The 14,899-nt window shown below is 40.3% G+C and carries 10 protein-coding genes; 4 read left to right on the forward strand and 6 right to left on the reverse strand.

Going from position 1 to position 14,899, the window contains the following annotated elements; genetic code table 11:
- Window positions 1-29 precede the first annotated feature (29 nt).
- From FIT79_RS06495 to FIT79_RS06520, 6 genes are all read right to left on the reverse strand, one after another.
- Window positions 30-1,457, reverse strand: coding sequence for a glutamate synthase subunit beta (locus FIT79_RS06495; RefSeq protein ID WP_139876045.1), 1,428 nt, complete (start codon window positions 1,455-1,457; stop codon window positions 30-32).
- Window positions 1,457-6,085, reverse strand: coding sequence for a glutamate synthase-related protein (locus FIT79_RS06500; RefSeq protein WP_420898287.1), 4,629 nt, complete (start codon window positions 6,083-6,085; stop codon window positions 1,457-1,459). The genes FIT79_RS06495 and FIT79_RS06500 overlap by 1 nt, the downstream gene beginning before the upstream one ends.
- A 74-nt stretch (window positions 6,086-6,159) precedes the next feature.
- Window positions 6,160-7,440, reverse strand: a complete 1,281-nt coding sequence (gene hemL, locus FIT79_RS06505) for a glutamate-1-semialdehyde 2,1-aminomutase (protein ID WP_139876047.1) — start codon at window positions 7,438-7,440, stop codon at window positions 6,160-6,162.
- Between the two features lie 6 nt (window positions 7,441-7,446).
- Complete coding sequence (gene thiE, locus FIT79_RS06510; protein WP_189644858.1) at window positions 7,447-8,073, reverse strand: thiamine phosphate synthase; 627 nt, start codon at window positions 8,071-8,073, stop codon at window positions 7,447-7,449.
- On the reverse strand, window positions 8,051-8,890 hold the full coding sequence (thiD, locus tag FIT79_RS06515) for a bifunctional hydroxymethylpyrimidine kinase/phosphomethylpyrimidine kinase (protein ID WP_139872268.1): 840 nt from the start codon (window positions 8,888-8,890) through the stop codon (window positions 8,051-8,053). Before thiD ends, thiE begins: the two co-directional genes overlap by 23 nt.
- Before the next feature lie 42 nt (window positions 8,891-8,932).
- Window positions 8,933-11,140 carry a primosomal protein N' gene (locus FIT79_RS06520; RefSeq protein ID WP_139876049.1) on the reverse strand — a complete coding sequence of 736 codons (2,208 nt, stop codon included), beginning with the start codon at window positions 11,138-11,140 and terminating at the stop codon, window positions 8,933-8,935.
- 76 nt (window positions 11,141-11,216) lie between these two features.
- Between FIT79_RS06520 and argS the strand changes: the two genes are divergently transcribed.
- From argS to FIT79_RS06540, 4 genes are read left to right on the forward strand one after another with little or no spacing between them, the layout of a single operon-like run.
- Window positions 11,217-12,890 carry an arginine--tRNA ligase gene (gene argS / locus FIT79_RS06525; protein WP_139876050.1) on the forward strand — a complete coding sequence of 558 codons (1,674 nt, stop codon included), beginning with the start codon at window positions 11,217-11,219 and terminating at the stop codon, window positions 12,888-12,890.
- A gap of 14 nt (window positions 12,891-12,904) precedes the next feature.
- Complete coding sequence (locus tag FIT79_RS06530; RefSeq protein WP_139870786.1) at window positions 12,905-13,474, forward strand: SPOR domain-containing protein; 570 nt, start codon at window positions 12,905-12,907, stop codon at window positions 13,472-13,474.
- Window positions 13,475-13,483: 9 nt separating this feature from the next.
- Window positions 13,484-14,116 (forward strand): thiol:disulfide interchange protein DsbA/DsbL, encoded by a 633-nt coding sequence (locus FIT79_RS06535; RefSeq protein ID WP_139870787.1) that lies wholly within the window; start codon window positions 13,484-13,486, stop codon window positions 14,114-14,116.
- Entirely contained in the window at window positions 14,088-14,882 is a 795-nt protein-coding gene (locus FIT79_RS06540) for an SDR family oxidoreductase (protein ID WP_139876051.1), read from the forward strand. The genes FIT79_RS06535 and FIT79_RS06540 overlap by 29 nt, the downstream gene beginning before the upstream one ends.
- The last annotated feature ends 17 nt before the right edge of the window (window positions 14,883-14,899 follow it).

Raw genomic sequence — 14,899 nt, forward strand, 5'->3', positions numbered from 1 at the left:
TTTAAAACTTAAAAATAAAGTTTTAAAAATTAACGTGGAAGGGTAGATATTCCCATCAAGAATTCATCCACTGCGCGTGCGCATTGACGACCTTCGCGAATCGCCCATACAACTAAAGATTGACCACGACGGATATCGCCTGCTGCAAAGACTTTAGCTTTCGATGTAATATAAGCATCTTTACCTTCTGTAGAAGCTTTCACATTACCGCGCTGATCTTTATCTACACCAAAAAGGTCTAACATTTTTTGTTGTGGGCTCACAAAACCCATTGCGAGCAATACAAGATCAGCTTTCAATGTAAATTCTGAATTGGGTACTTCCACCATCTTGCCATCTTTCCATTCAACGCGAGCTGCAATGATTTCTTTAACCTTGCCGTTTTCACCTACAAAACTTTTTGTAGTGACTGACCAATCACGATCACAACCTTCTTCATGAGAGCTTGATGTGCGGAGCTTAAGTGGCCAATTCGGCCATACCATCTCCTTGTTTTCTTTCACTGGGGGCTGTGGCATCAATTCGAATTGCGTGACTGACGTTGCATGATGACGATTTGATGTGCCCACACAGTCAGAGCCTGTGTCACCACCACCAATGACAACGACGTGTTTATCTGTCGCTAAAATTTGATTTTGTAATTTGTCGCCTGCCACCACTTTATTTTGTTGTGGTAAAAAATCCATCGCAAACATAACACCATTAAGTTCACGTCCAGGCACAGGTAAATCGCGAGGATGCTCTGCACCGCCAGCCAAAATGACTGCATCGTAGTTATTTGTAAGTTCTTCAGGCTTAACATTTTCACCGATGTTTTGGTTTACTTTGAAAAGAACGCCTTCAGCTTCCATTTGTTTAACCCTGCGATCGATATGTGTTTTTTCCATTTTGAAATCAGGGATACCATAACGAAGAAGCCCGCCAATGCGATCATTTTTTTCATATACAGTGACTGCATGTCCGACGCGAGCGAGCTGCTGTGCCGCTGCCATACCTGCTGGACCGGAACCCACAATGGCAATTTTTTTATTAGTTTTTGATGTTGAAATTAAAGGTTTTACCCAATTATTTTCCCAAGCCTTGTCAATAATGGCATGTTCGATCGATTTAATTCCGACAGCATCATCATTGATATTAAGTGTACATGCAGCTTCACATGGAGCGGGACAAATACGGCCCGTAAATTCTGGAAAGTTGTTTGTAGAATGTAAAACTTCTATCGCTTCTTCCCAATTTTGGTTATAAATTAAATCATTCCAGTCAGGGATGATGTTATTAATTGGGCAGCCTGTTGTGCAAAATGGAATGCCACAATCCATGCAACGCGCACCTTGTTTTTTAGCTTCGTCATCACTTAGATGAAGCACAAACTCTTTATAATTTTTTAAACGTTCTTGTGGTGGTATGTTTTGTTCGCTGATGCGATCAAATTCCATGAAGCCAGTGACTTTACCCATTATGCAGCTTCCTTTGTAAGTGACGCATGAAGTTCATTTAATGCACGTTTATATTCGTTTGGCATGACTTTAATAAATTGAGGTCTTACTTTATCCCAGTTATCTAGAATAAATTTAGCACGTTCACTCTCAGTGTATTTGAGATGTTTTTCGATGAGTGCTTTTAAAATGACTTCATCAGGTTGGTTTAAATGTTGAGGCACTTTGGGTTGTGCTTGTTGTGTCTCTACTTTTTCTAATGACACCATAGATGGATTGCAACGTTTGCTAAACAAACTATCTTCATCATATACGTAGGCTACCCCTCCTGACATACCTGCTGCAAAATTTTGTCCGGTATTACCTAAAACTACGACAGTACCTCCTGTCATGTATTCGCAACCGTGATTACCAACGCCTTCTACCACTGCGGAGGCTCCTGAATTTCTCACACAGAATCTTTCCCCTGCCACGCCACTAAAATAGCTCTCTCCTGTTGTTGCACCATACATCACAGTGTTACCTACAATAATATTTTCATGTGATTTCGCTTTAAATGCTTTAGGAGGTTTAATCACGACCCTGCCGCCACATAAACCTTTAGCAACATAGTCATTACCTTCGCCAATCAATTCCAAGGAAATACCTTGTGCTAAGAATGCTGCAAAACTTTGTCCAGCGGTACCATTTAAAGTAATTTGAATGGTATCTTGCGGTAAACCTTCATGACCAAAACGTTTTGCAATTTCATGCGACAACATGGTACCCACAGTGCGATTTGTATTGGTAATCGGTAAATTAATCGATACTTTTTGACGTTTATCTAATGCAAGTTTTGATAATTTAATAAGTTCGTTATCAAGCGCATGTTCAAGACCATGGGATTGTTCTTCTGTATGACGACGTGAAACTTCTTTTTCAACATTGGGTTGATAGAAAATTTTACTGAAATCAAGTCCTTGAATTTTCCAGTGCTCAATACCAGCTTGTGTATCAAGCAAATCGGTGCGACCAATTAGATCATCAAATTTTCTAATGCCAAGTGATGCCATCCACTCACGCACTTCTTCAGCCACAAAGAAGAAATAGTTCACGACATGTTCAGGTTGACCAGTGAAACGTTTACGTAATTCTGGATCTTGAGTTGCCACACCGACTGGGCATGTATTCAAATGACATTTACGCATCATGATGCAACCTTCAACCACAAGCGGTGCTGTCGCAAAACCAAATTCATCTGCACCTAACAGGGCGCCGATGACGACATCGCGACCTGTTTTCATTTGTCCGTCGACTTGAACAATGACGCGTCCGCGTAAACGATTTAATACTAACGTTTGTTGTGTTTCAGCGAGTCCAATCTCCCAAGGCGTGCCAGCATGCTTAATCGATGAAATAGGCGAGGCTCCTGTACCACCGTCATGGCCTGCAATCACAATATGATCAGATTTGGCTTTTGCAACACCGGCAGCGACAGTTCCTACACCTGTTTCAGATACAAGTTTGACTGAAATACTTGCACTTGGATTTGCATTTTTTAAATCATGAATGAGTTGAGCTAAATCTTCGATCGAATAAATGTCGTGATGCGGTGGTGGTGAAATAAGACCGACACCAGGAACAGAGAAACGAAGTTTTGCAATGTAAGGGCTCACCTTGTGACCTGGTAATTGGCCGCCTTCGCCTGGTTTTGCGCCTTGTGCCATCTTGATTTGAATTTGATCGGCTGAACTTAAATATTCTGCAGTCACGCCGAATCGACCGGAAGCGACTTGTTTAATTCGCGAGCGAAGTGAATCCCCTTTTTTAAGTTTAATATCACTTTCAATTAAGTTAAGGCCAATCACATTTGCAACGGTATTGTCTTTATCTAAAGTTAAGAAGCGTTTTGCATCCTCACCACCTTCGCCGGTATTCGATTTGCCACCAATACGATTCATCGCGATCGCTAATGTTGTATGGGCTTCTGTTGAGATTGATCCTAAAGACATCGCGCCTGTTGCAAATCGTTTAACGATTTCTTTCGCCGGTTCTACGTCATCTAAGGAAATTGCTTTGTCATTCGTTTTTAATTTAAATAATCCACGTAAAGTCATTTGACGTTTCGTTTGATCATTAATGAGGGCTGCATATTCTTTATAAGTACTATATTGGTTCGTTCTTGTCGCATGTTGTAATTTTGCAATCGAATCGGGTGTCCACATATGTTCTTCGCCTCTGACTCTAAAGGCATATTCACCACCTGCATCTAATGCATTAACTAAGACTGGGTCAGCTCCAAAAGCGGATTGATGAATACGCATGGTTTCTTCTGCGATTTCTTCAATGCCGATTCCTTCGATATTGGTGGCTGTTCCTTTAAAGTAAGCATTAATGAGCTGAGAGTTAAGGCCCACTGCTTCAAAAATTTGTGCGCCACAGTAAGATTGGTAGGTTGAAATGCCCATCTTAGACATGACTTTGTAAAGACCTTTACCAATCGATTTTATAAAGTTCTTGTGAGCAAGAACATGGTCATTTGTCATGGCATGCATAGACTCATATGCCAACCAAGGACAAATTGCCTCCGCACCATAACCACCTAAAAGGGCAAAGTGATGCACTTCACGAGCAGAACCTGTATCCACCACTAAGCCTGTATTGGTGCGCAAACCTTCACGCACTAAATGTTGATGTGTAGCCGAAGTGGCTAACAATGCCGGGATCGCCATACGATCTTTGGATTGATTGCGATCCGATAAAATCAGAATATTGTAACCATCCTTCACTGCTTTATAGACATCTTGACGAAGAGTGTCGATTGCTTTTTTCATACCATACGCGTCGTCTTTTTTAAGGCCCTTCACATTGTATGTAATATCAAGTACTAAAGATTTGTAAGCATCTTTTGTGAGTTTAGAAATATTTTTTAATTGTTCTAAATCATCAAGCGTTAAAACAGGCTGACTTGTTTCAAGTCTTGTAGTTGGTTTTGTTTCATCGACTGCTAATAAATTAGGCTTGGGTCCAATAAATGTCACAAGTGACATCACTAACTCTTCACGGATTGGATCGATCGGTGGATTAGTTACTTGTGCAAATAATTGTTTAAAGTAGTTGTAAATAAGTTTTGGTTTTTTTGAGAGTACTGGAAGTGCAGCATCATTACCCATCGAACCTGAATTCTCTTCCCCATTTGCCACCATTGGTTGCAAAATAAATTTAATATCTTCTTGTGTGTAACCAAAACTTTGTTGTGTATCGAGTAAGGTCGCTTTAAGTTCAGTCTTGCTATTTGTTTTTGGGAAGTCACCTAAGAAGTAACGAGAACTATCAATCCACTCGCGATAAGGCTTATGTGTTGCGAGTTCTTTTTTCACTTCTTCATCATCAATGATGCGGCCTTTTTCCATATCGATAAGAAGCATTTTGCCTGGTTGCAAACGCCACTTCTTAATAATTTTTTCTTGTGGGAATTGCAGCACACCCATTTCAGATGCCATCATGACGACACCATCATCGGTCATTAAATAGCGTGCGGGACGTAATCCATTTCGATCTAAGGTGGCACCAATCATACGACCATCGGTAAATGCCACTGCTGCTGGACCATCCCATGGTTCCATCAATGCAGCGTGATATTCATAGAATGCACGACGATTTTCATCCATCATAGGATTACCTGACCATGCTTCAGGAATTAACATCATCATTGCGTGCGGTAGACTGTAACCACCTGCAACTAACAATTCTAAACAATTATCAAAACATGCGGAGTCAGATTGGCCTTCGACAATGAGTGGCCATAACTTTTCTAAGTCATCACCTAATAATGCGGATTGCATACTTTCATGTCGTGCACGCATCCAATTGACATTGCCTTGTACCGTATTAATTTCTCCGTTGTGCGCAATCATTCTAAATGGATGTGCTAAATCCCATGCAGGGAACGTGTTCGTTGAGAAACGTTGATGAACTAAAGCTAATGCCGATGTCACACGCTCGTCTTTTAAGTCTGGGTAGTAAGTATCCACTTCGTTTGCAAGGAGCATGCCCTTATACACAATGGTGCGACTTGAAAGAGATGGAATATAAAATTGTGCAGGATCGTCAAGCCCTAACTTTTTAACGCTATGTTCAATGCGTTTACGAATGACAAATAGTTTTCGTTCGAAATGATTTTGATCTTTGATGTCGCCGCCTTGACCAATGATGACTTGTTTGATTTTAGGCTCTAGTGCTTTCGCAGCATCTGCGATATTAGAATTATTGGTAGGTACATCACGCCAAGCTAAAAATGTTTGGCCTTCTTCTTTGATAATGTCAGTGATGATCTTTTCACATTGAGTGCGATGCGAATTTGATTGTGGAAAGAAAATAAGACCACATGCATATTGACCAGATAGAGGTAAATCAACAGATAATTTTTTAGCCTCATCTCGAATGAGACCATCTGGCATTTGAATGAGGATACCAGCACCATCACCTAATTTTGGATCATAGCCTGTCGCACCACGATGCGTTAGGTTGGTTAAGATCTGAAGACCCTGAGCCACAATGGTGTGACTTTTGGTGCCATGAATGTTAGCCACAAAGCCAACGCCACAGGCGTCATGCTCATTTTTAGGGTTATAGAGACCTTGTTGCTCAGGTCTTTCGAATTGAGTCATAAACTGCATTAAAAAGATTAAACGGAACCTTCAATAATAAAGCCTAACGCCCTGTAATTCAACAATTATTGAGCCTATTTAAGGACTTGAAAAACTTCTTTTGCGGCTTCAACCGTTTGATGAATGTCCTGATCTGTATGGGCTATAGATACGAAGCCTGCCTCGAATGCTGATGGGCCAAAGTAAAAACCTGACGTTAACATGTGATGGAAGAATTGATTGAAATGTTCTTTATTGCTTTTCATGATTTCATCGAAGCTTGTGGGCGCTTTTTCACTAAAATAAATGCCGAACATACCGCCTACGGATTGCGCACTAAATTTCACATTCAATTCATGTGCGGCTTTGGTGAGTCCGTCCACGAGTGATTTGGTTTTTTTCGTTAACTCTTCATAGAAATTTGGAGCTTGCACGAGTTTGAGGGTAGCTAAACCTGCCGCTACTGCCACAGGGTCTCCAGACAATGTGCCCGCTTGATATACCGCACCTATGGGGGCCAAACATTGCATAATATCGCGTCGTCCACCAAAAGCACCCACGGGTAACCCACCACCAATCACTTTACCAAGTGTCGTTAAATCAGGCGTAATGCCATAAAGCGCCTGAGCGCCACCTATATTGACTCTGAAGCCTGTCATCACTTCATCAAAAATGAGCACGGCGCCGTGTTTAGTACATAACTCACGAAGTGTTTTTAAGAATTCCATGTGGGGAATAATGAGGTTCATATTACCTACGACTGGCTCAATAATGACAGTCGCAATCGTGTCGCCTTTTTCTTTAAATAGCGCTCTTAAAGCTTCGACATCGTTATAAGGTAACGTTAAAGTATGTTTTGCGACATCTTCTGGAACGCCTGCTGAACTTGGTTCTCCGAAGGTTAAGAGTCCTGAACCTGCCTTAACTAATAGCGCATCTGCATGACCGTGATAACAACCTTCGAATTTAACTAAAGTATCTCGCTTCGTAAATCCACGTGCGACACGAATCGCACTCATCGTAGCTTCAGTGCCTGAACTCACAAGTCGCACTTGTTCAATACTGGTGACGAGTTTCACGAGTAATTCCGCCATCTCGAGTTCTCGTTTTGTGGGAGCACCAAATGACAAACTATCGAATGAAGCTTCTTGAACTGCTTTTAAGACTTGTGGGTGTGCGTGGCCTAATATCATGGGGCCCCAGGAATTGATGTAGTCAATATATTCGCGCCCATCTTCATCCCATAATTTGCTACCTAAGCCTTTTTTGAAAAAAATTGGCGTACCGCCGACAGACTTAAATGCACGAACGGGAGAATTGACGCCACCTGGAATGACTTTTTGTGAGCGTTCAAATAGCGTTTTATTTTGACTCATATCGATTTAATGAAACATCTTTAAAAATGTTTCTGCAGTTTCCTTTATTGATTTAGCTTCGTAAAGACTTGTAATGACAGCGATCGCGTCGATTCCTGTTTCAATAACATCATGAGCATTATTCACGGTGATGCCCCCAATTGCAACGATGGGAATATGAATCTCACGTTTTGCTTCACTTAGAAGTTCTAACGTGGCTCTCGGAGCGTTAGATTTTGTAGGCGTTGGGAACATGGCACCAAAAGCAACATAGCTCGCACCCTCTTTTTGGGCCTGTTTTGCACGACTTAACTGGTCATAACATGAGCTTCCAATGATGGCATCTTCGCCTAAAATGAGCCTAACTTCGGCGATATTGTCATCATTTTCACCTAAATGAACACCATCTGCCTCTAAATTAAGACACATCTCCACATCGTCATTTACAATGCATGGCACACCATATTCACGACATAGACGTAAAATAGCAGCACATTGCTGTATTTTAACGTCACGATCTTGTATTTTACTGCGATATTGCACCATAAAAGCGCCACCTTCAATGGCTAATTTCGTTTTGTGGATAAGTGTATTTAAGTCCGTCATATCAGTAGTGATGACGTATAAACCTTTAATGATGAATGAATCGCGCATATTCCAATTCATCATCATGAGCCCAGAAGAGTCGATCTGGAATAAATTGGCCCATGCCAGGCTTATATCCATGCTTTAGAGACTGCCAAGTAAAGCGCTGTCCTTCTTGTATCGCCTCTTCTAATGTGGATCCTAACGCCATACAACCGGCAATCGCTGAAGCCAAAGTGCAGCCTGAGCCATGATAACTCCCTGCCAATCTTTCCCAGTTGTAACTCTTCACTTTGCCATTCTCATTATATAAAGTGTTAATGACTTCAGTCGTCACTTCATGGGTACCTGTAATTAAAGCCAATTGGCAACCCGTATTAAGAAGTCGTTCCGCGCATTCATCCAAACTCGCTTCACCAAAATCGTCTCCATCTTTAAATGCTAAGCGCCTTGCTTCAATACTATTCGGGGTAATAAGTGTTGCTTGCGATAACAGCAAGTCTGACATCGCATTAATCATTTCATTGGTGACTAACGCATCACCTCGACCCGAGGCTAATACAGGGTCGATGATGAGTGGAATTGTGGGATAGTCCGCCACAATTTCTGCAATCATCGCGATCGTTTCAACACTCCCTAATAAACCTAATTTAAATGCGGAAACTTCCATGTCTTCTAATAAAGTGCGCGCTTGATCATTCACCCAGTCAGCATCAAAAGCCATCATGCTTTCAACGCCGGAAGTATCTTGCACGGTAATGGCTGTGGTGATTGATAAAGGGTGACAACCCAAACTGGCTAGCGTTAAAACGTCAGCTTGAAGTCCAGCGCCACCTGTTGGGTCCGTCGCAGAAAATGTCATGACGCATGGAGGATTTTTTTTCATATCTTTATTTTAGTGGGATTAGAGATTCGGTCATAGTGAAAATTAAAACTCTAGCGGATCAACATCAACAACCCACTTTACTTTCTGGGCTAATTTATTTTCACGTAAATAAGGCACCCAATCATTAAGTAATTTTTGCAATGCTACGCGAGAACTTGCTTGAAGGACTAACTGCGCTCGCTCCATGCCCTTTAAGCGCTCCATAATAGGTCGAACTGGATTATAAACAGTCACGTGAGCACTTAAATTTTGTGCATGGATCATGGCATCATTGAGGAATTGCATCACATGCGCCAATTGATGCGCCTCTCCCTTCAGAAGAACGAGAAAGGCAAAGGGGCTTAGTTCTGCTAATTCTCTTTCTTTTAAAAGCTCATTCGCAAAGTGTTCATAATCATGTGTTTTTAATGCTTCAAATATGGGGTGATTTGGAAATGCAGTTTGTATATATACTTCGCCTTTTGTCTTTGCGCGTCCTGCACGGCCGCTTACTTGCATCAATTGTGAAAATAAACGCTCACTCGCTCTAAAGTCGGGACTATATAAAGCCTGATCCGTATCCAATACACCAACTAAACTTAAATATGGAAAGTCGTGACCTTTAGATAGCATTTGAGTGCCAATCAAAATATCAATCTCACGATTTTTCATTTTTAAGAATAAATCGTTGAGCGCTTCTTTAGTTTTTGTGGAGTCTCGATCGACTCTTAAAATGCGGGCTTCAGGGAAAAATTCTTTTATTGTTTCCTCAATACGCTGCGTCCCTAATCCGGTTGGATAAAGATCAGTATTGCCGCATGAGGGACATTGCAGTGGCATTTTTTCATCATGGCCACAATGGTGACAACGTAATCGTTTTTGATTTAAATGCACCACTAACTTACTACTGCAACGATGGCAACGACCTGTCCACTGACATGATGAGCATAAAAGAACCGGTGCAAAGCCTCGACGATTAATAAAAATAAGGCTCTGTTCTTTTTTGTTTAAACGATCACGAATCGCTTCAACAAGATAAGGTGAAAAACCTTTTGTGACCGTCGACTTCGAAATATCAATACACTTAATTTCGGGGAGTGTTGAATCTACAACCGCACGCGAAGTTAATTTTAAAAACCCAAATTTTTTGGTGTCTTTGGTTTTAGTCGCATTAAACCAAGTTTCAAGAGATGGCGTTGCAGTCCCCATCACGATCGGAATGTTTTCTGATTTGGCACGGAAAATTGCGACATCCCTTGCGTGATAACGTAAACCTTCTTGTTGCTTAAAGGATGCATCGTGCTCTTCATCAATGATGATGAGAGATAAATGTGGCATGGGTGTAAAAACACTTAAACGTGTCCCAATGATAATTTGGGCTGCCCCCTCTTTAGCAAGTCGCCAATGGGTTAAACGTTCGTTATCCGTTAAGTGGCTATGAAGTGTCACGAGTGTATATTTTTCAAAACGTGCTCTAAAACGGCTTTCTAATTGCGGTGTTAAATTAATTTCAGGGACGAGGACTAAGAGTTGTGCATGTTCTTTTTTTAACGCTTCTTCAATTAAACGAATATAGACTTCGGTTTTACCACTTCCTGTAATGCCATAAAGTAGCCAAGCTGCAAAAATTTTATTTGTTTTTGAAATTTCATCGAATGCTTTTTTTTGTTCATCATTCAATGATGGAATAGGCGCTTGTATATAGACTTTATCGTCTAAGGTGATCTCTTCTTTTTCAATCCAACCCATCTCATCCAGTGTTTCTATTGATTTTTTCCAAGTACTACTGATCGAGCGAAGACTTGCTTCATCAAGAAGTGTCGCATCAATTAAGGCCATCACAATGCGTTTTAAAGTCGTTTGTCGAGGTGGTAATTGATCGACCCCTAACTCTATAGCCTTGGGTGTTAAACGATATAGATATTTTTTCGCCATCGCCTTTGTATTTATCTTTTTTAATCTGGATGGCACGGCGGACAAAATAGTTTGCCCTAAGGGATAGTGATAATACTGACTGCAGAATTGAAAAAGCTTAAAGCTTTGCTCATCAAAAATCACTTCAGGATCTAAACGGATAATAGACTTTAATTTTTTAGATTCGATTGAGCTGGTATCAGAAACACCGACCACGACACCGATCATTTTACGAGCACCAAAAGGCACTACCACATACTGTCCAATTTGAGTATTAGGTTTATCCGTCCTATAGTCAAACACCCGATCGAGGGGTACATCGAGGGCGACTTTGAGAATATAAAGTGCGTCAGTCATGGTATTAGTTTTTAAGGGGAGTCCATCAATTCTAAGTTAAAATAAACGCTTTAATCCTTACCTATCATTCTAAGACGTGAAATCACATCTTCTACAATTATTGTTGCCCGTCGCACAATCGATACATCCTGAGATTTTAGCGAATTCTATTCAATTAGATCGTCCCAGATCGATCGAACATGGAGATTTTTCGAGCAACTTGGCGATGGCGCTTGCAAAGAGTTTAAAAAAAAATCCGCGTGAATTAGCCACCCTCATTATTGAAAAGCTACCCGCCTCACCTTTAATTGAAAAAGTTGAAATTGCCGGTGCAGGTTTTATAAATTTCTATTTAAGTGATAAAGCACGTACCTTCATTATCCATGAGATTTTAAAAAGTCCGGATAACTTCGGACAAAATACTTCGGGGCACAATGAAAAAGGTCAGCCCCAAAAAGTCCAAATTGAGTTTGTATCAGCCAATCCCACAGGCCCGCTTCATGTAGGCCATGGTCGAGGCGCTGCTATTGGCGACTCATTAGCTAGACTTCTAAAATTTAATGGCTGGGATGTGACGCGCGAATTTTATTACAATGATGCGGGTGCGCAGATTGATAATCTTACAAAATCAGTGCATGCCAGATGTCACAATATGGATCCTTCGGATCCTGCATTTCCTGAAGATGGTTACCGAGGTGAATACATTGTCGAAATCGCTAATGCTTTTTTAAACAAAAGCAGCATTGAATGTGAAGGTAAAACAATTCATGCGTCTGGCCTCATTGATGACTTAGAATCTATTCAACAATTCAGTGTCGCTTATTTAAGACATGAACAAGATCAAGATTTAAATGCATTCCAAATTAAGTTTGATGTGTTCACTTTAGAATCTTCGTTCTACCAAAATGGTCACATTGAAAAAGTAGTTGCGTCTCTCATCAAAAATGATTTTACTTATGAAGAAGACAATGCGCTTTGGTTAAAAACGACAGAGTTTGGTGATGACAAAAATCGTGTTATGAAAAAGTCTGATGGGAGCTACACCTATTTTATTCCTGATGTGGCCTATCACTTCAATAAATGGGAGCGTGGATTTAAACGCGTCATCAATGAACAAGGTTCAGACCACCACAGCACAATTACAAGGGTCAGAGCAGGGCTTCAAGCTTTAAAAGCTGGCATTCCTGAAACTTATCCTGAGTATGTGTTGCATCAAATGATCACAGTCATGAAGGGCGGGGAAGAAGTTAAGCTTTCTAAGCGCGCAGGAAATTATGTCACATTGCGCGATTTGATTGATGAAGTCGGTTGCGATGCCACACGCTACTTCTTAGTTGCTCGTAAACCTGATTCACAACTCGTCTTTGATATTGATTTAGCTAAAACACAAAATTCGGATAACCCTGTCTATTACATTCAATATGCGCATGCCCGTATTGCAGGGGTTTTAAGACAATGGGGTGGAGATATCAATCAATTAAATCACGTTAATATTGATGATCTTAAATCGACACAAGAACTGATCCTTATTAAACGCTTAAACGAATTTCCAGAAATAGTTTTACATGCCGGTGTTGAATTAGCACCACATACGATTGCAACTTATTTAAAAGACTGTGCGGCCGATCTTCATAGCTATTATAATGACACTAAGTTTTTGGTTGACAATGAAAATGAAAAGTTAGCGCGCTTAAGTCTCATTCGTGCCACACAAATTGTATTAAAAAATGGTCTATATCTTCTCGGTGTCAACGCTCCGGAAAATATGTAGCTTAAAAGGTAAATATGGAAAAAGGTAAATCAGGTAGCTCTTTTATGAACGGCCTTTTTATGGGCATTCTTGTAGGTATTGGCTTATCTATTGGTATTACCGTCTTTATTACTAATGGTAAAAGTCCTTTTGTAAGTAAAGATACGAATGGAGCCTGTATTGAAATTCAAGGCGCTAAACCTGAGGGAGAAAACTCAGCAGATAATGCCATCCAAGATCAACCGACTAAATTTGATTTTTATAATATCCTGCCTAATAACGATAAAGATATCTCAGATCGAGAAGCAACACAGGCTTTAAAAAATCCAGCTAGTATTCCACAAAAAGAAGTGTACTTTTATCAAGTAGGTTCATTTAATACAGATAAAGACGCTGATAATACGAAAGCAAAATTGGCACTTTTAGGATTTGAAGCGGTCGTACTTACAGCGCCTTCACAAAATAATGAAGTGGTCCATAAAGTACGAGTAGGTCCTTTGACAGATGATGCACAAATTATGAAAACAAAAAACGATCTCGTTAAAAATGGCTTTAAACCTATTTTAGTGAGGGCAACACTTAACAATACGAATACAAATAATTAAGGATATTTTATGAAAAAAATCTTAATCACTTTTTTAATGCTTTTTAGTTCACTTTCGTTTGCGATAGAACCTCAAGTGGGAGTCAATTTTGATAAAACAGTACAAGTGGTCCCCACAGATAACAAAGATAAAATTGAAATCACGGAACTCTTTTGGTACGGATGTATTCATTGCTACCAAATGGATCCCATGTTGAGTGACTGGGTAAAAAAATTACCTAAAGATATTTACTTTAAACGTATGCCTGCCATTCCTCGTCCTGATTGGGCACCGATGGCACGAGCCTTTTACGCTATGGAAACATTAGGTGTAGCTGACAAGCTTCACATCGCTATATTTGATGCAGTTCATAAGGACCGCACACTTAACCCGAGTGACGAAAAAGCGATTCTTCAATGGGTCACATTAAAATCAGGGCTTGATCGTAAAAAAGTGGAGGATGCTTTTAATTCGTTCTCTATGAATGCTTCCTTAAATAAAGCTGCTCAAGTTTTTAGAGCATCAGGTGCTACGGGTGTGCCTACACTCATGATTGATGGAAAATACATTACTTCAAGTACGATGGCAGGTGGCAACAGTGAGGCGCTTCAGATCGCTGATTTCATCATCAATAATGTCAGAAAAGATCGCAATAAAAAATAAAGCTTTAAAAGTTTTTATCACCGGTGCCACGAGTGGTATCGGTGAATCATTAGCTAATCAGTATGTGAAAGAGGGCGCTATCCTAGGATTAGTGGGGCGTCGGCTAGTGCTTCTTAAAAAAATAAAAGCAAAGATTCATGTGCCTTGTGAAATTTATGCAGTGGATGTCTCAGATCAAAAAGGCCTTCAAAAAGCTGCTTCTCATTTCATAAAAAAATACGGGGCGCCTGATATTGTCATTGCGAACGCAGGGGTGAGCACTGGGACACTTGCGGGTGAAAAAGAAGATCTTCATACATTTAAGCGTGTCATTGAGATTAATTTATTTGGTGTAATTCACACCTTTCTTCCTTTTATTAAAGTTTTTAAAAAACAGAAATCAGGTCAACTAGTAGGGATTGCAAGTGTTGCTGGTATTAGAGGCTTACCTGGATCTGGCGCTTATAGCAGTTCAAAGGCGGCTTTAATCAATTATCTAGAAAGTTTACGTATTGAGATGAAGCCTTTTGGTATTCATGTGACAACCATTGCACCAGGCTACATTCATACACCTATGACAAAACATAATCGTTATGTCATGCCTTTTATTTTGGATGTAGATGACGCGGTTTTACGATTTATGCGAGCCATCAAAAATAAAAGGGGGTTTATCATCATTCCATGGCAAATGAATATTGTGGGTACCCTTATGAAGTTTTTACCTCCGCCTATTTGGGATTTTTTAGCTAAAGGCGGGCCTAAAAAAATTAGGGAAATGATTCAATAATTGTCCATATCACGTAT

The sequence above is a fragment of the Candidatus Methylopumilus universalis genome (genome assembly GCF_006365315.1).
Classification (GTDB): Bacteria; Pseudomonadota; Gammaproteobacteria; order Burkholderiales; family Methylophilaceae; genus Methylopumilus; species Methylopumilus universalis.